Source organism: Acinetobacter gyllenbergii (assembly GCF_001682515.1).
Taxonomy (GTDB): domain Bacteria; phylum Pseudomonadota; class Gammaproteobacteria; order Pseudomonadales; family Moraxellaceae; genus Acinetobacter; species Acinetobacter gyllenbergii.
This window is the reverse complement of sequence record NZ_KV575270.1, coordinates 55,450-73,564: the sequence shown is the minus strand read 5'-3', so window position 1 is coordinate 73,564 and position 18,115 is coordinate 55,450. Positions and strand designations below refer to the sequence as shown.

The window sequence follows — 18,115 nt, the reverse complement described above, 5'->3', positions numbered from 1 at the left end:
ATGCCAAAACTGTGGATACTTGGTTTTGTCGTTTTCTGCCTTTTTTGCAGTACTGTGCGGGCAGAGTCCCCAAAGCTGATGAAAGTTTTCAGCCGAGAAGCACCCATCCAGCTTGAATTTGAATTAAGTGATAAGGACTGGCGTTGGTTAGGAAAAAAACAAGAAATAAAAGTAGCGGTCTATGCCCCTAAACATCCACCTTTTGCCTTGTTATTAGAACCTGATATTTTTGAAGGAATTGCTGCTGATTATACGTTGCTGATTGCCCACTCCTTGGGATTACGCGTTCAGGTTCTACGTTATCCTGATCGGGCGGCTGCAATTGAAGGATTGGATCAGGGGCAGGTCGATATGTTGATTGACTATGCCAATGATATAACGGATGAAACTGATTTTAAGGCGAGTATTCCTTTTACACCTGACGCTATTGCATTGGTTGGTCGAGAAGAAGTTTTAACAGCGGATTTAAAAAAACCTCAGAATATAAGAATTGCTTTGCTGAATGATTCTTTGTCTGATGAATGGGTGGCAAAATATTATCCTCAGGCGAAGACGGTACGCTATGCTTCACCTGCAAATGCATTATCTTCAGTGGCTTTTGGGAATAATGATTATTTCATTGGTAGCTTTGCTACGGTGAGTTACCTGATTGAGCGCAATTACGATAATTTGTTATCAGTCGCTAAAATCTTGTCAACAGAAGAAACGGGCCCACATTTTTTATTTCGAACCGATGAGACGGTTTTACCGCATACAGTCAATACGGTTTTGGCGGCTATTCCGACAGCACAGCGCAAAGCGATTTCACACCAATGGAGCTCTGGATCTGATTTATGGCAATTCCAATCACGCTTGGCATTAACTGAGCGAGAGCAGCGTTGGTTAGATCAGCATCGTGAAGTACGAGTGGTTGTAAATCCACTCTATGCACCATTTACAATGCTTGATGCAAATGGACAGTTTTATGGAATTAGTGCCGATGTCCTACGTTTAATTCACTTACGCACAGGCTTACATTTTAAGGCGGTTGAAGCTGATAACGTTGCAGAGATGTTTCAGAAGGTGAGCCAAAATGAAGGCGATCTGATTGCTGCGATGAGTTACAGTGATGAGCGAGATCAGCATCTCATCTTTACTCGTCCTTACATTCAGCCTCCTTTTGTCTTGATTGTCCAAAATAGCACGACAGCACCGAAGGGATTATCGGAGGTGAAGAGTTTGGCAATTACGTCAGGTAATGCTTTGTGGGATTGGATAAAAACAGAATATCCGCAGATCAAATTGGTAAAAGCTGAGAATGCCAGCTTGGCAATGCAGTGGGTTAAAGAAAAAAAAGTAGATGGCGCTGTACATAATCTGATTGGTGCCAATTATATGATTGATCGTTATTTCCGTCATGAACTTAAGATTGCCACTCGAATAGGGGATAACCTTTCACATATATCCTTTGCTGTACAACGGGATGAGCCTGAACTTTACAGTATTCTCAATAAGGCTTTAGCGGATATCTCTCCTCGAGATATTTCCTTGATCGCATACAAGTGGCAAGGAGCACCTACAGTTAAATTGAATACATGGACCGTATATCGTCGGGAGTTTTATTGGCTGGCAGGGATCTTTGTTGCTTTAGTTCTAATTTCGTTAAGTTGGAATTACTACTTACGACAAAAAATGAGTACCCGAAAAAAAGCACAATTGAAGTTAAAGGAACAGGTCGAGTTTAGAGAAACATTATTTAATAGTATGCTGGTTCCAGTTTATGTGGTTGATCGAGAAGGAAATATTCTAAGTCGCAATCAGGCTTGGGAGGATTTTTTTAAATTCGACCAGAAGCATTTAGACAAATTGGCACTGACTTCATCTTTACACCCGCTTGCGATTGTATATTCGACCCTAAAAGAGATGCTTAATGATCCGTATGGATCACCGTTATTAAGACATCGTTATACCATTAAGAATGGTGATGAGATGAGTGTAATCATCCATCAGGCAGTTCCATACATGGGGATAAATGGAGAAATTGTTGGGTTTATCTGTAGTTGGCAGGACATTACTGAGCATGAGGCACTTTTACTCGAACTGTCGTCTGCACGAGAAAGGGCGGAACAGGCAAGTCGGGCTAAGAGTACATTTTTGGCGACAATGAGCCATGAGATCCGTACGCCAATCAGTGCCATTATTGGTTTACTTGAACTGACAGTGACCAATAAAACGTTTAGCAAAAATGATATGGAAGCCGTACAAGTCGCCTATGAGTCAGCCAAATCGCTTATGGATTTAATCGGTGAAATTTTGGATATGGCTAAAATTGAGTCAGGAGAACTTGAATTAGCACCTAAATGGACTGATTTTGATGAATTAGTACAACCTATCGTTCGCGTATTTGAAGGATTAGCGAGACAAAAGAATCTAACCCTATCTAGTCATATTGATGTTCGGCATCCAGATGAAATATTTATTGATCCGATGCGTTTGCATCAAGTGCTTTCTAATTTAATTAGCAATGCGATCAAATTTACCGAGCACGGTTCGATTGAGATCGGGATGAAATGCTTACGTAAGAAAGATCAGCATATGATTTTGGAGTTGGTTGTTTCCGACACGGGTGTCGGGATTGCAGAAGAAGATCAAGGACAAATATTTACGCCTTATAAACAATCTGATGCTGGGAAAATGCAAGTGGGTACAGGGTTGGGGCTGGCAATATGCATGCAACTGGTCAAAATGATGGGTGGCGTCATCACGCTACACAGCGAACAAGGAAAAGGAACGCATATTACCGTGCATCTTCCAGTTGAACACCGCCAATTTCAACCTGCACCCGTTGAGAGTATTACAGCGGTCGCAGATCGTATGCAACCGTTGAGTATTCTTGCTGTAGATGACCATCCCGCTAATCGATTATTACTCAAATCTCAGCTCACACGCTTAGGGCATTTTGTGATGGAGGCTGAGAATGGAGAACAAGCTTTACAGTTATGGCGTAAACATAATTTTGATTTAGTGATTACTGATTGCAATATGCCAGTTATGGATGGAATGACTTTGACACACTTGTTGCGTCAGGAGGCAAACAGGCCTGTGACAATCTTTGGGCTCACCGCAAATGCTCAAGCCGAAGAGCGTGCACGTTATTTGGCAGCTGGGATGGACGATTGTCTGTTTAAACCCTTGCAGCTCTCTCAATTAGAAGCACTTTTAAATAAAGTATTTCGGTATGTTGTTCAACATCAACCAGCGCCGAAGCAATTAGCGAGTCTGGTTGATTTAAGTGTTTTACGTCAGTTAGTGAATGATAATACTGTGTTGTTGCAGCAGTTGTTGCTGATGACACGCAATGAAAATATCAAAGATATGCAACAGGCTCGTTTACTCCTCGAGAAGCAAGATAATACTGGTTTAGCTCGATGTTTTCATCGTATGGCTGGCGCGGCACAGGTTTTAGGTGCATCAGATGTTGAGCAACATTGTCGTGAACTGGAAAGTTATGCTGAAAATACCTCAGATTTTGAATTGCTTTATCAAAGATCTAGCTCAGTGTTAGAGCTTATCATGCAGCTCAACAATGCAATAGATGATTTTCTTGCCAAAGAAAAAACGATTGACGGTTGATTTAAATGTTGATTTAGCTATGCAGTTGAATTGATTCACACAGTGTATCTATGAGAAATCAATAGAGAACGTAGTTAATGATAGGTGAGGAACATAACTGCTAGATTTTTATCTTCGTCTAAATATTTTAGTTGTGAATCAGATAAAACCTGAGACTCAGACACGGTTTTGTCTGTTCTTGAACAGTCTAATTGTATTTTGTGATTTATTTGCGACACCTGACAATGAGATTCCTCGATAATTGCACCATAAAAATAAATATCCCCTGTAGAGCTTGCAAAGATAAATGACGTCATCAAAAAATATAAGATTAAGCTAAGGGCGAGTGCTATTCTGGGCATAATAAGACTTCCAAATAATAACCCAATGAGTTAATCACTGAATGGATTATGGCTTTTAATTTTGGAGTGCATGGTAGTAGAAAAGGGGTATTTTCTTTATCGGAAGTAGATAATTAACTTGTCAGATTTGGGTCTTTATTTTGAATCTAAGCAGTAATTATTTGTAGGGGATGGATGACAGATTAAAATTAAAAAAATGATCATTCTAATTGTTGATGATTATTTTCGTTTGTAGTCACTTCCCTACATGGAAATCATTGTTGCATTACATCATTTATATCGCTTGATGATATATCCCTTTGTTTGACCTATACATAATATTGCTCAAAGCGGTGTGGGGTAGACGTGATCTAAAAATCGAGTCTATTGCTTTGGGTCGCACATTAGCGCCGTTTAGAAATTCATAGTCAAAATTTCGAGATGCAATAATGGAAAAGTGGGTTTGTAAAGAATGTGGTTTATATCAAAAAGTGAACCCTAAAATGGTTAAAGCTGGGCAACGGGTTTATTTTTATAAAAATAAAAACCATATCAATCGTTTTTTTGAACAAGTGGAGCACAATGTAATTAAAGGCGTTGTTTTAAGTCGGCGTGGAAATTTTTTTACAGTTTTAGGGAACGGACAAATATTTAAAGTATTAAAAATCGATGTTTATCCCGAGTGTGCCCCAATGCATTTTATTTATAATATGTTTGGTACTTGTGAGTGTTGATTTGGATTGTATATAAGGAAATTAAAAATATATTGATGCTTATTGATCTCAGCAGAAGTGCAAATAGTCCTCATTTCTACAGTATATATATGTAGAAATGAGGGGGAATCTTTAAGAACTAGACATCTGGTTTTTCTTCGTCAAAAAATAGTCGAAGCAACTAAACAACATACAAGCAAAGACCAGACTGATTCCAGCTAAACAAGTCATACTCCAACCACCATGATTCCATGCAAAAATACCGAGTGCTGAACCACAAGCACCACCAGTAAAGTAGGCGGTCATATAAATGGCATTGATACGGGATTTTGCATCAGGACGTAAACGGAAAATCACACTCTGATTGCTGGTATGGACTAAGGCCAATGCCAATTGAATCAAGGCAAAGCCGAGAATATAACTGAATAAAAATGTTTGTCCAAAATAGAAGCAGATCCAACTCAGAATAAATAAGCCACAACCTATCCAAGTCAATTGGCTGGTATAGCCCTGATCTGCATATTTACCGATATATTGCGTAGAAAGGGCACCAAAGATCCCGACCAAAGGTACCATACCAATTAAAAGATCCTGAAGGTGGTGTGCTGAGGTCAACAGTAGCGCAATTGTTGAATACAAAATACTGACCGCAGCGAAAGCAAAACCACCTGCAAGCGCGCGTAAGACTAAGCGTTTCTCTTGTTTGAGCAATTGCGCCATCGAGACAAACACTTGCCCATAATTCATTTTCATGCGCATGGCATAAGGTAAGCGGCTTTTCAATGCATAGGCCAAGACCAGCATGAGCACGCCACTGACCACATAAATGACTTTCCAATGGAATAGATTAGAAAACAAGCCTGCAAGACTGGTGGAAAGTAAAATACCCACCAGTAATCCGCTCATCAAGAAACCAATGACCTCACCCGTCTTTTCGGGTTTCACCGTCATGGTGGCAAGCGGAATTAATACCTGCGCTGCCACGGAGAATAGCCCTGCCATGACGGTACCGAGCCAAAGCATGGGTAGGTTGACCGAGAAAGCACTAATAAATAAACCTACAGCACAAAATACCATGAGCAAAGGAATGAATTTGGTTTTGTTCACCACATCGCCCATTGGGACAATAAACAGCAGGCCAAGGGCATAAGAGACTTGCGCAAAAGTTACCGTAAGCGCCGCTTGACCTTCAGTCACTGCAAAATACTGCTGAATCGAGTGAATCAAAGGCTGACTATAATAGTTGGCACCCGCACATAAACCACATGCTGCAGCCATAAACCAAAGTAAGGTTTTATTTTGACTAATATCTTGAGGGGCAGACATAATTTTCTCTATTACTGGTTTATGCGGTATAGGCGGTTGCTTCAACTTCAATTTGCATCCCTGCCAACGCCAACTGTGATACAGGAATAAGGGTACAGACAGGAAAGGCATGCTGCGGCCATAAGTGTTGTATGGTTTGAGCCAAGATGTGAAGTTTCTCCGCATTATGATCAACCACCAGTATCCGTAAAACGGCAATGTCTGATAGCTGTGCTTGGGCTGAAGTTAAAGCGTGTTGAATATTATAGAAGACTTGTTGTACCTGTTGGTCAAAATCTTTAGAGAGCTCACCATTTTTATTTTCACCCCCCTGACCTGCAATATGAATGATCCGCATATTGGGTGGAACAATGCTCACATGACTATAGCCATTACTGCGTGGATCATAAAGTTCACTGGGATTGATCATTTTAAAGGTCGGTTTCATCGTGACAGATCACATTGAAGATGGAGATGCCTCAGTATCAAAGCTCAATCTAACTTGAGGTCAAGAATATTTTGAAATTAAAGCCAGCAGAAGTCAGAATAAATGAGCGATTTCTGTGGATTTGGTTTTTTTAAAAATTAAATTGAAGCGATGAATTGAGTGGGTGTTTAATATTTGCACCAATATTGTGCAATAAAGCGGCTTTTGCTAGACAAAACCATACAAATATCACTTGAAAAAATGCCTATTTAAGTTTTTTTCATTCTTTTAAATTTTTCTGAGCAACTTACTTCATTCAATTCAGATTTATTGATAAAGAGAAACCTCCCTTTATAGGCTCTCTTGACGGCTTGTTATAAATTGTTTGATAAAAACTCGCCGAAAAGACCAATATAAAGTGAAGAGAAGCCAATCCCTCGCCACAACTGCATGATTATGATGCCGATTCAACCAATACATCGCTAGAGCGTCAAAGAAATAACCAATGTCGATGAAAATGGATTTGGTTAAACGCTCCTGATGATCAGGATGAGAAGTAGAGATGTTGAATAGATACCGCTGTGATCGTCCAAATCAGGAAGGGCACAGTATAGAAATGAACCGATTCAGTGCGTAAGCGGTCAGATTTGTATGTGAAGAAGAGATGAAAGATCTGCCTTGTTCGATCAAAAGACAAACCTGCGGATCATACAAGCTCTAAATATAAATGTGAATCATCAGTTCAAAATATAGGTATTTATTAAATAAATATTGGGTGGAAATTTAAAAAAGTTCCATTAGAATCCAAATTTCTACAAAGAATACTCCTGGGGGAAACATTGCTCTTGGCGATGTTTACTTAAGAAAAACTAGCTTGAGGAACGCTCATGCAGATCGGAATCCCAACCGAAACTGTTGCAGGTGAAAGTCGTGTAGCGGCTACACCAGAAACAGTTAAGAAGTTGATTAACGCAGGTCATAGTATTGTCATTGAACGTGGTGCTGGTGTTAAAGCTGCGTATATTGACAGTGCTTATGAACAAGTTGGCGCAACCATTACGGACGATGCTTATACAGGCAGCCAAATTATTTTGAAGGTACGTGCCCCTAAAGGCGATGAAATTCAAAAGCTTGCGGCAAATACGACTGTAATTGCAATGTTTGACCCTTACCGCAATCCAGAATTAGACCAGTTTGCAACTCAGCAAGTGTCTGCTTTTGCGTTGGAATTACTGCCACGTACGCTATCACGCGCACAAAACATGGACGTACTTTCTTCTCAAGCAAACTTGGCGGGTTATAAGTCTGTATTGTTAGCTGCGGCTGAATATCAACGTATGTTCCCAATGTTAATGACGGCTGCAGGTACTGTGAAACCTGCGCGTGTTGTGATTATGGGTGTTGGTGTTGCGGGTCTTCAAGCGATTGCGACTGCAAAACGTTTGGGTGCAGTGGTTGAAGCAACTGACTTACGTCCAACAGCTAAAGAGCAGGTTGAGTCTTTAGGCGGTAAATGGCTTGATGTGCCAATGTCCGATGAAGAAAAACAACGTGCTGCTGAAGCTGCGAAAAGCGGCTATGGTTGGCAGCCGGGTGAGCAATACATTAAAGATCAAGCTGCGATTGTAGATAAAGCTGTATCAAATGCTGACATCGTAATCACCACTGCATTGATTCCAGGTCGTAATGCTCCACGTTTAATTAAAGCTGAAACCGTTGCCAAAATGAAACCGGGTTCTGTCATTTTAGATATGGCAGTTGAAACGGGCGGTAACGTTGAAGGTTCTAAAGAAGGCGAAACAGTCACAACTGAAAATGGCGTGAAGATTTTGGGTATTCCAAATATTCCAGGCACAGTTGCAACTGAAGCATCTGCATTGTATGCACGTAACGTTTTTAACTTCCTTGAGACATTATTCGACAAAGATAAAGCTTTTGCGATCAATCAAGAAGAAGAAATCCAAAAAGCGTTACTTGTGACACATGGCGGTCAAGTACTGCTCAAGCGCGGTTAAGGGAGAGTTCTCATGGTTGAAACGATTACAATTTTCGTCCTTGCCATCTTCGTGGGTTATTACGTGGTTTGGGGTGTAACACCTGCGTTACATACACCACTTATGGCAGTAACCAATGCGTTGTCTTCAATTATTGTTGTTGGAGCAATGATCCAAACTGTGGGTATGCCAGTGATTGGATTAGATGCAAATGTTGCATTTCAAAGCGTAAACGTAGTCAGTGTCCTTGGTGCGATTGCTGTGTTCTTGGCAAGTATCAATATCTTTGGTGGCTTTGCTGTAACTGCGCGTATGCTTGAAATGTTCAAGCCAAAGCAAAAGAAAAAAGAGGGCTAATCGATGGAATTTATTCGAGACTATGCGGAATGGTTCTACCTGATCGGTGCCGTCCTTTTTATCTTAACCTTACGTGGTTTGTCAGGTCCTAAGACTGCGATTGCAGGTAACCGTTACGGTATGATCGCTATGGCGATTGCTGTAGCAACAACGTTCTTTGTTGCAGAACATCCTGTCGTTTGGATGATCGTTGGTGCAATGGTATTAGGTGGTATTGTTGGTATCGCTCGTGCGAGAACAGTTCCAATGACGCAAATGCCTGAAACAGTTGCATTGATGCACTCATTGGTCGGTTTGGCTGCGGTATTAATTGCAATTGCTGCAATTTTGCATAACAACCAATTGACGGCATTATTTGCTGAAAATGAAGCTGCTTTAACTGCTGCTGGCGTACAACATGCTCATATGAGTAAGGTTCATTTATTTGAATTGTTTGTTGGCTGCTTCGTGGGTGCGATCACATTTACTGCATCTGTATTTGCTTACGGTAAATTAGCTGCGAAGAAATGGGCAAAAACCATTTCTGGTGCATGGGTTAAACCTGTTCAAGCGCTTATCTTTATTGCAATGCTTGCAGCAGGCATCATGTTCTTCTTAACGAATAATATGACTGCATTCTGGGCAATGACAGCACTTGCACTTGCATTTGGCTGGGTATGGATTGCACCAGTCGGTGGTGGTGATATGCCAGTTGTGGTATCACTTTTGAACTCATTCTCTGGTTGGGCTGCGGCAGGTATTGGTTTCACACTTGAAAACAATATGTTGATCGTTGCAGGTTCGCTTGTAGGTTCTTCTGGTGCGATTCTTTCTTACATCATGTGTAAGGCGATGAACCGTTCAATCATCAACGTTTTGTTTGGTGGTGCAATGGGTGGTGCAGCAGTTGCATCGGCAGATAAGGGTGAGCAAGTTCAACGTAACCATCGTTCTGGTTCAGCAGATGACGCAGGCTTCCTGATGTCAAATGCAGACAGCGTTGTGATTGTACCGGGTTATGGTATGGCGCAAGGTCGTGCACAGAATGCGGTGAAAGAATTGTGTGAAATCTTGAAAGAGCAGGGCGTAAAAGTTCGCTTCGCGATTCACCCAGTTGCTGGTCGTATGCCTGGTCACATGAACGTATTGTTAGCAGAAGCAGATGTTGCCTATGAAGACATCTTGGAAATGGATGAGATTAACTCAGATTTCCCTGCAACAGACGTGGTACTGGTGATTGGTGCAAACGACGTGGTGAACCCTGCGGCGAAAGACGATCCGACTTCACCGATTTATGGTATGCCGATTCTTGAAGCGCATAAAGCACGTACCATCATGGTGATCAAGCGCTCTATGGCGACAGGTTATGCTGGTTTAGACAATGACTTGTTCTACAATGAAAAAACCATGATGATCTTTGGTGATGCTAAGAAAGTTGTGGAAGATATGACAAAAGCAATCAATGGTGGTGGTCACTAAACTGACCCCAATCAGGATTGTAAAAGCCACCCTCGGGTGGCTTTTTATTTGCTTATTTTTTAAAGAAACTTTTCAACCAATTGCATAGATTGTTGATATAGATCCCGTGCCAATTGCTGATTTTTGGCATGTGAAGATTTCCAGTCAGGCATATGGGCGCTGACATATTTTCCATTGCGATTTTTCCATTCGTCTCCAATTGCCATTTGGGTAATCAGGTTTGCAGGAACAGAGGTTGGGACGAGACCTAGTTTCATTGCCGCATAGACAGGCTTAGGCAGATCGCGATAAATATCCGAAGCGACACCCCCAGGGTGTAGGGCATTATTGGTGATTGAGCTATCAGCGAGTTGTTCTGCCAATGCATTGCTAAGCAGTAAATTGGCAAGCTTGGATTGCCCATAATAAAACAGCGGATTATAAAAACCTTCTGCACGGAATTTATTGGGTTTGATTGAGCCAGCCCAATGTGCAATCGAGGCCAAATGGACAATACGTGCTTGAGCAGATTGTTTTAAAACGGGAAGTAATTTTTGGGTTAATAAAAAATGACCCAAATAATTGACACCAAATTGTTGCTCAAAACCATCAGTAGTCAATTGTTTGGTTTTGGCAAATAAGCCTGCATTGTTGATCAACACATCCAGATTGCCATAACGATCTGCAATTTCATCTGCGGCTTTGCGGGTGAGATCGAGACTGTTGAGGTCGAGGGAGATGAGGTCAACTTGACCTTGATTGAGTGCGCGTAATTTGTTTTGCGCTTGTTGTGCTTTCTGTGGGTTTCGGCAGGCTAGAATGACGTGTTGCCCTTGTTTAACCAACTGTTCTGCTGTGGCAAAACCAATGCCTGTATTGGCACCTGTAATCAGTATTTTCACTTCCTGTACTCCAGTTATGCTATTTCTTAATGGGATTGCAAGAATCTGTATAGTGCTGCAGTTTTGACAATTTGTCATGTCAAATTTAAGGGTGAGTGATGATTGGCTTTAATAAGTGTTGATAGGAGAGAGTGTTGTTTTATGAAGATTTAAAGAAAGCTGCTTTTGGATAATCTTTTATTTTAATTGGGCACTAAGGGTGCTAATGTTCTATCGAGACGTTGAACTTATTACAAGAGGTTTTAGTGATTAAAAAAATAATATTTTTCGTAATTTCTCTTATGGCTATTTTCTCTTCATCAGTCCTTTTAGCAAACCCTCTTGAAGAGGCGAGTGCGAAATATGCCAATTGTTTGATACAACAAGTTGAGCCCCAAATAAAAATGAATAAAGATGAAAATGATATTTTGAATGATGCTTTTGCTAAATGTATACAAGAGGAGCAAGAGTTGATGGCTAATTTTGATATGAAAAAAATAGAAGGTGGAAATTATAAAAATATGAGTGAAGCGCAACTAAAACTGTTGGATGTGATGATCGAGGGCATAGTAGAAAAAATGAGGAAAGATATTTCCGAAGCAATGCTTAAAGTTATTCGAGAAGGGCGAAACGGTACAATTAAACAATAAAACCTCAAGATCTAAAAAGAAGTTTTGATCTTTAGAAAATAAAAAAGCGACCGAATAGGTCGCTTTTTTTGAGGAGCTTTACGCTACAGATTCTGGCGCACGCCATAAGCTTTCTAAGTCGTAGAACTTACGCGCGGTTGGTAACATCACATGTACCACAACAAAACCGAGGTCGATTAAGATCCACTCAGCATCGCGTTCACCTTCGACACCGATTGGGCGGAAACCTGCTTTACGTGCTTCATCAGCAACATTGTCTGCAAGGGCTTTAACATGACGAGTCGACGTACCGCTTGCAATCACAATTGCATCGGCAACATTACTAATCGTACTTACGTCAAGTTCAAGAATATCTTTGGCTTTTACATCAGTGAGAGCTTCATGTACAACGTTTAGGCACGCTTGTACATCTTTGTTCGCTGTTTTGATTTTTAGGTCGTGAGAATTAGAAGCGCTGGGCGATGGTTCTAAATTCATAGAGGGTATATTTTCCTGACAATTACTCATCATCAAATATACCGTTTTTCTCTAAAAAGTTCAAATTTTAGCAGTAACAGTTTATGTATTCACATCATTGGAAAAATACTTATTTTTCCATGCAAAAGATTGATCTGACTGGATTTTTGGTCTGTATTCCGCTGCAATAAGACCTTGGTAGTCACTTTGCTGTAACCAGTCAAAGATTTGTTTGTAGGGGATATTTCCAGTATCAGGTTCATGGCGGTCTGGACAGTCGGCAAATTGGATGTGCCCAATCTGATCGATATTTTCCTGTAATCCCGCTAATACATCTTCACCCATCATGGCCATGTGGTAACAGTCATATTGCATTTTTAGGGAAGGATGATTGATGGCTTCCAGCATTTCTTGGGCTTGGGCAATGTTCTGAACCAAGAAGCGTGGCATATCGGTGCCATTAATCATTTCAAACACAGGTTCAATACCTTGTTCAGTCAGCATGTGACACGCCAGTTTTAGATTGCTTGCAAGCGTGTTGAGACAAGGCAGCAGATCAGCATCCAGCGGTTGTTTTCCTGCTAGAATATTCACACGTGGTACATCCAGTGCGGTCGCATAGCGTATAGCCAGTTCAAGTGCTTGGTGGAATTCAATTTCTCGCCCTGGCACACCTGCAAGTCCATTGCCTCCTTGCATCAAGTCACCTGCAGGGACATTAATCAGGCCGAGGGAAAGATTGTGTTGCTCAAGTTGAGTTCGAATATCAATCACATCGAGTTCATAGGGGAATTGAATTTCTACATGCTGAAAACCGTGAGCGTGTGCTAAGGCGAAACGCTCGATTAAAGGCACTTCAGTAAAGATCATGGATAAATTGACTGCAAGATGGCTCATTTTCAGACTCCCTGAATCAATAATTATTGTTGTGTAATTTTGATGATAGTCGCTAAATCCTTATCAGCAAAGCCATTTTCTTGGTGAGCTTGTAACTGTAATAGAGCTTTTTGTGCTACGGGTATCTTTAAGTTAAAACTTTGTGCCAGAAGTAGGGCATTGTTTAAATCTTTTGATAGAGTTTGCACCTTCCATTGTACGGGTTCAAAAGTATGTGTTGCCATACGCGGCGCAAGGATTTGAAAGGGTTTTGAATCTGCAAAACCGCCAGCGAGTGCAGGTGCGAGTAAGGTAATGTCAACGCCTGCTTGATCGGCAAGAGCGACTGCTTCTGCGATCAGGGTGCTATTGGCGGCAACAATCAGCTGATTACAAATTTTAGTCGCTTGTCCTGTACCTGACGTTCCCATACGGGTGACACGCTGTGAAAGTACATTGTAAATCGGGGTGAGTTGCTCGATCGTCTTCGCATCACCGCCAGCAAAAATCACCAATGTACCTTGTTCAGCCCCAATGGTGCCACCTGATACAGGCGAGTCAATCCAAGTGACCTGCTGTTGTTGAGCAAACTGAGCCAATTGTTGCGTCGCAGACACCGATAAGCTCGAGAAATCAACAATGATCTGCTCAGCTTTCAAATACGGTTGAATTTGGGCGAAAACATTTTGCACTGCTTGATCATCGGCTAAACAGGTCAAAATAACAGGGTAGCTGCCGATGTCATCGAGCTTTAAGTGTAATGCACCTTGCTGCTGCAAAGGTTCACATGCGAGCGGACTACGGTTCCAGACCGCCACAGGATAACCTGCTTGTAAGAGTCGGCTGGCCATCCGTGTACCCATTAAACCCATACCCAAGAAAGCGATTGGTGTTTTTTGATTCAAGATCATGGAGATGTATTTCCTTTTTTTATTCGGCAAGCTTCGGTAAGTAAGCGGTCTGGCGTACTATTGGGGATCGGTTGAACAGAACTATTGAAGCGTTCAGGATAATTTTTATAACTTCCATCCTTTGCATAAAAAGTTTGTTCTATTGGACTGAATTCATGGGTAATGCAAATCATCTTGCTTTTATAGGTTAAGTAAGCCTGACCTTTATAAATTTCATCGCATGCTTTCATTTCACTAAAATCATATTTTTCGAGCAGAATGTTTTTTTGAGCGGAAGTTTGATCATAAAAAACATGAATATTACAAGCATTCTCTTTGGCAGGAACCTCAATCCATTGAGTCGCATAAACCGTTTGTGCACAGGAAAAGAATATGATTAAGCTGATTATTTTAGAATGAAACATAAGTTGATAATTATTTAAGAAGTTGAATATCAGATTTCAAATGATCTGATATTCAATGTCTATGATTATTTGTATTGACGTGGTAAGAATTGAACTTCTGGGTTCTTGTCCTTTTTGCGGGCCAGACTGCTATTTTTACCCAAGAGTAGCTTGAGTTGCCAAAGTTTTTCTAAACGTAATGCTTTTTCCGGTTGGTGTTCCATCGCATCTAGGACACGTTTGGCTGCCATAATGGCATCTGGCGAGCGTTGTAAAATTTCTTCCGCAATGATGTTTGCTTTCGCTAATGGATCATTGTCTAAATGGGTGACTAGACCAATTTGTTTGGCATATTCAGCATCAAAGATACGTGCAGTGAGTGTCAGCTCTTTAGCCAAATCGACCCCAATCAGACCTTTGAGTGAACGGGTGAGACCCATGTCAGGTACAAGGCCCCAACGGCTTTCCATAATCGACATTTGCGTGTTTGGTGTTGCGATGCGGATATCGGCAGCAAGAGCCAATTGCATCCCAGCACCGAAGCAATAGCCTTCTATTGCTGCAATCACAGGGATTGGCAGGTTCTGCCAAATCAAGAATGCTTTTTGAAATAGACTTTGCCCAGGTTTGATCAGTTCCCATGCTGCAAAAGCGGTATTTTTAGGATTGTTTAAATCAGAAAGGTCGATGCCTGCACTAAAGACCTGTGCTTCACCCGTAAGAATGACACAACGGATTGAACGATCTTTTTCAATTTTTTTTGCAGTTGCCACCAGTTCTTTGAGTAAGGCAAAGCTCATTGCATTACGTTTATCTGGACGGTTTAGGGAAACTGTTGCGATTCCATTGTTCTTTTCAACGCGTAAAAGTGCCATCTGCCTTACTCTTATTGTGTTTGATTTGGCAGCATAACATGAGTCCCTGCATTGAAACATGACAGGGCAGTCACGTTAATTATCGTAGCTATGCAAGATCAAATTAGCCGCCTGTCGAACCTGTTCAATCGCCGTGCTGAGCTCATTGAAACGATGATTGGTTTCACGGATAAACACATCATCAGCCTTACGACGTTCTTTGCGTAGGGTCGAGACAAATTGCTCAAACTCACCGGACACTTGCTGCAAGTTCGGCGTGCCGACATAGCGGGTTGCACCATAGAGACGATGTAGCACATGTTCCAGTTGAGGGAAATCTTCCATCTCAATCAATTGCTGCATTTCAGCCAGTTCAGTATCAAAGCTATCGACCAGCATATTCAATAAGTCTTGTGCCAAATCTTCTTTGTTGGCTGCAAGCTGTACACTTTGTTGCCAGTTCAGAATTTGTGGATCAATTGATTCGGTTGGGCGCTTCGGCTCGGTTGTTGCTGGTTGAGTCGTGAAATTGTTTTTGGTCCAATGAGTTAGTATCTGAATGATTTGCTCCATCTGGATTGGCTTGGTCACATAGTCATTCATACCAACTTTGAGTAGCTTTTGTTTTTCATCCGCCAATGCATGTGCGGTGAGTGCAATGATCGGCAGTTGCATGCCTGAATCCAGTGTGGATTCGAGCGAACGAATGGCACGTGTAGTATCAATCCCAGACATGACCGGCATTTGAATATCCATAAACACCAAGTCAAAAGGTGGAGACTTTTGTTCGATCCGTTCTTGGATAATGTCGATGGCCTTTTGTCCACTCAACGCTTTGGTGGTGGTGACATTCAACTCACCGAGCAAGGCTTCCAGTACAATTAAGTTTGGTAGGTGATCATCCACCGCCAAGACATGCAACCCCTGACCGTTAAAGTCTTCAGGCTCTTGCTCGAAAACAGGTTGATTGCCGAGGAGTTGTACCAACTCACGACGACTTAGCGGTTGATACAATGGACGTGCACGATACTCATTCAGCATGTTGGGCTCAAGACTCATCTGATAGCCATAAACCGCCAAATTGCCATGATAACGTTGACGAATTTCTTTGAGTAAAGCTTCGGTATCACCACTATGGTCGACAATCAACCATGTGTTTTCTTGTTGATTGAGATGATTTAAGCGACTGAATAAATCCAGAATGGATTGGGTCTCAATATGAGAGACATGATAATTCTCTAAATATGAACGCAGTACGCTGGCTGTTGCAGGATGGGCGAGATAAGACACCACTTGCAAATGGTCGAAACGTGGATGTTCAACAAACTCATCTTGTTCTTCCACTTTAAATGAAGCGGTAAACCAGAAGGTTGAGCCTTTTTCAGTTGGCGCGCGTTCTTGGTTGTCCTCAAAGCCAATTTGTCCATGCATCAAATGCACCAACTGTTTGGAAATGGCAAGACCAAGTCCTGTTCCACCGAATTGACGTGTTACCGACGCATCCCCCTGAGAGAACGATTCAAATAACTTTTTGCGATCTGTACCACTCAACCCAATACCGCTGTCTTGTACACTAAAATGCAGTAAGCATTGTCCGATTTCATCATCTTCCATACGCACACGGACAATAATTTCCCCATCAGGGGTGAACTTGATCGCATTGGAAATCAGATTGGTCAGGATCTGCTTAAAGCGTAGCGCATCACCGACCACATGCTTTGGAATATTTTCTGCATAGTAGAAGGCCATATTGATATGCTTTTGCGCTGCCAATGGCGAGAGCATATCCATCACATCAAAAATGGCTTCTTCAAGGTCAAACGGTGCAGTTTCGAGCTCAAGTTTGCCTGCATCAATTTTAGAGAAATCCAACACGTCATTGATCAGTGCCAATAGGTGTGCTGATGATTTTCGGATGGTTTGCAGGTAGAGGTTTTGCTCATTGCTCAGGTTTTGCTGACGCAGTAATAAGTGAATAAAGCCATCAATACTGTTGAGTGGTGTTCTGAGTTCATGGCTGATGTTGGCCAAAAACACGGACTTGGATTGATTCGATGAAATCGCTTGGTCACGTGCTTGGCGGTAGGTAATGTTCTGGACTTCTAAGGTGTCCAGTGTTCGACGTAAATCTTCTTCGGTTTGTTCAGTATGTTCTTTTAATTCTAAGAAACTAAAGTGTAGGCGTTTCACTACATTGGCAATATCACGCTGGAGTAAACGCAGTTCACCTGTACTGTTCACCACAATATGCTGATCAAGGGTGTCGGCGTTGAGGCGTTGCATTTGCATGCGAATTTCATACAACGGTGCGAGCCAGCGACGAGAGAACACGTTTAAGCAGAACAAGAGAATCAGTATGGTGATCAGTCCCGTCACGACCAGAGACAGTAGAATTTTATAGCGAGCCAATTCGAGGGGTTGATTGTCTAATTCAATCATTAGCCAAACAGCGTTAGGGTCGCCACTGTCGAGTTTCGAACCATAAATGCTGTTGTGATTATGCGAAATTGGGCCAAAGAAGTTACTGTTTTCTGGGAAATTCGGCCAAAAGCGATTGTTTTGGTAGCCAACACTTAAATAAGTTTGACCACGACTGTCAATTAGTACCGCACGCTGTAGGTTTTTTTCATCAAACATTTTCTGCATGATGTTTTGAGCACGATCATATTGATCGGGCTGTTCTTGGACCAGTTTTAATAGATCATTCGCAGTTTGATGGTAACGTGCCAAAATTGCAGACGCATCAGAGCGTTGTTGTGATTTGGCAGAGCTAGTGGTTTCGGATAAAACCCAAAGAATGCCAACACCTGTCAAGATGGCAATCGGCACTAAAATCAGTGCAATCAATTGCCCATAGGCATGATTGAGGCGTAAGCGTTTCGATATGGTCTTATTGAAATTTGACATAGTTCGGTCAGATTTATCATTCTGCGCAACAT

General features: G+C 41.7%; 15 protein-coding genes. 6 read left to right on the top strand and 9 right to left on the bottom strand.

The genetic code is table 11. The annotated features are described in order from the left end of the window. Positions 1–3,612, top strand: coding sequence for a transporter substrate-binding domain-containing protein (locus NG55_RS18315; RefSeq protein ID WP_065344050.1), 3,612 nt, complete (start codon positions 1–3; stop codon positions 3,610–3,612). A gap of 769 nt (positions 3,613–4,381) precedes the next feature. Continuing rightward, on the top strand, positions 4,382–4,666 hold the full coding sequence (locus NG55_RS18305) for a hypothetical protein (RefSeq protein WP_016660517.1): 285 nt from the start codon (positions 4,382–4,384) through the stop codon (positions 4,664–4,666). A 111-nt stretch (positions 4,667–4,777) separates the two neighbouring features. Here the strand turns inward: NG55_RS18305 and NG55_RS18300 are convergent, their stop codons facing one another. Together NG55_RS18300 and NG55_RS18295 are read right to left on the bottom strand one after the other, a co-directional pair. After that, positions 4,778–5,971 (bottom strand): MFS transporter, encoded by a 1,194-nt coding sequence (locus tag NG55_RS18300; RefSeq protein ID WP_065344049.1) that lies wholly within the window; start codon positions 5,969–5,971, stop codon positions 4,778–4,780. 19 nt (positions 5,972–5,990) lie between these two features. After that, the gene (locus tag NG55_RS18295) at positions 5,991–6,398 is read right to left on the bottom strand and encodes a RidA family protein (protein ID WP_065344048.1); all 408 of its coding nucleotides are present in this window, start codon (positions 6,396–6,398) and stop codon (positions 5,991–5,993) included. A gap of 866 nt (positions 6,399–7,264) precedes the next feature. Between NG55_RS18295 and NG55_RS18290 the strand changes: the two genes are divergently transcribed. The 3 genes from NG55_RS18290 to NG55_RS18280 are packed head-to-tail and all read left to right on the top strand — an operon-like array spanning position 7,265 to position 10,186. Next, entirely contained in the window at positions 7,265–8,392 is a 1,128-nt protein-coding gene (locus tag NG55_RS18290) for a Re/Si-specific NAD(P)(+) transhydrogenase subunit alpha (protein WP_065344047.1), read from the top strand. Between the two features lie 12 nt (positions 8,393–8,404). Next, positions 8,405–8,728 carry a proton-translocating transhydrogenase family protein gene (locus tag NG55_RS18285; RefSeq protein ID WP_005051598.1) on the top strand — a complete coding sequence of 108 codons (324 nt, stop codon included), beginning with the start codon at positions 8,405–8,407 and terminating at the stop codon, positions 8,726–8,728. 3 nt (positions 8,729–8,731) lie between these two features. Next, complete coding sequence (locus NG55_RS18280) at positions 8,732–10,186, top strand: NAD(P)(+) transhydrogenase (Re/Si-specific) subunit beta (RefSeq protein WP_005291783.1); 1,455 nt, start codon at positions 8,732–8,734, stop codon at positions 10,184–10,186. A 59-nt stretch (positions 10,187–10,245) separates the two neighbouring features. Here the strand turns inward: NG55_RS18280 and NG55_RS18275 are convergent, their stop codons facing one another. Continuing rightward, positions 10,246–11,067: an SDR family NAD(P)-dependent oxidoreductase gene (locus NG55_RS18275; protein WP_065344046.1), complete on the bottom strand. Its 822-nt coding sequence runs from the start codon at positions 11,065–11,067 to the stop codon at positions 10,246–10,248. Positions 11,068–11,288: 221 nt separating this feature from the next. On the opposite strand from NG55_RS18275, the gene NG55_RS18270 reads away from it, so the two are divergent. After that, positions 11,289–11,696: a hypothetical protein gene (locus NG55_RS18270; protein ID WP_228704199.1), complete on the top strand. Its 408-nt coding sequence runs from the start codon at positions 11,289–11,291 to the stop codon at positions 11,694–11,696. Between the two features lie 78 nt (positions 11,697–11,774). Here NG55_RS18270 and rsfS read toward each other — a convergent pair whose 3' ends face one another. The 6 genes from rsfS to NG55_RS18240 all read right to left on the bottom strand — a co-directional run bounded on the left by rsfS (position 11,775) and on the right by NG55_RS18240 (position 18,083). After that, entirely contained in the window at positions 11,775–12,173 is a 399-nt protein-coding gene (gene rsfS, locus NG55_RS18265; RefSeq protein ID WP_004655709.1) for a ribosome silencing factor, read from the bottom strand. 81 nt (positions 12,174–12,254) lie between these two features. Continuing rightward, complete coding sequence (locus tag NG55_RS18260) at positions 12,255–13,049, bottom strand: hydroxypyruvate isomerase family protein (protein WP_065344044.1); 795 nt, start codon at positions 13,047–13,049, stop codon at positions 12,255–12,257. Between the two features lie 23 nt (positions 13,050–13,072). Then, positions 13,073–13,939, bottom strand: a complete 867-nt coding sequence (locus NG55_RS18255) for an NAD(P)-dependent oxidoreductase (protein WP_065344043.1) — start codon at positions 13,937–13,939, stop codon at positions 13,073–13,075. Then, entirely contained in the window at positions 13,936–14,343 is a 408-nt protein-coding gene (locus NG55_RS18250; RefSeq protein ID WP_065344042.1) for a hypothetical protein, read from the bottom strand. Before NG55_RS18250 ends, NG55_RS18255 begins: the two co-directional genes overlap by 4 nt. 65 nt (positions 14,344–14,408) lie before the next feature. Next, on the bottom strand, positions 14,409–15,197 hold the full coding sequence (locus NG55_RS18245; RefSeq protein WP_016542056.1) for a crotonase/enoyl-CoA hydratase family protein: 789 nt from the start codon (positions 15,195–15,197) through the stop codon (positions 14,409–14,411). 75 nt (positions 15,198–15,272) lie between these two features. Beyond that, positions 15,273–18,083 carry a GacS-like sensor histidine kinase gene (locus NG55_RS18240; RefSeq protein WP_016542057.1) on the bottom strand — a complete coding sequence of 937 codons (2,811 nt, stop codon included), beginning with the start codon at positions 18,081–18,083 and terminating at the stop codon, positions 15,273–15,275. Positions 18,084–18,115: the final 32 nt, after the last annotated feature.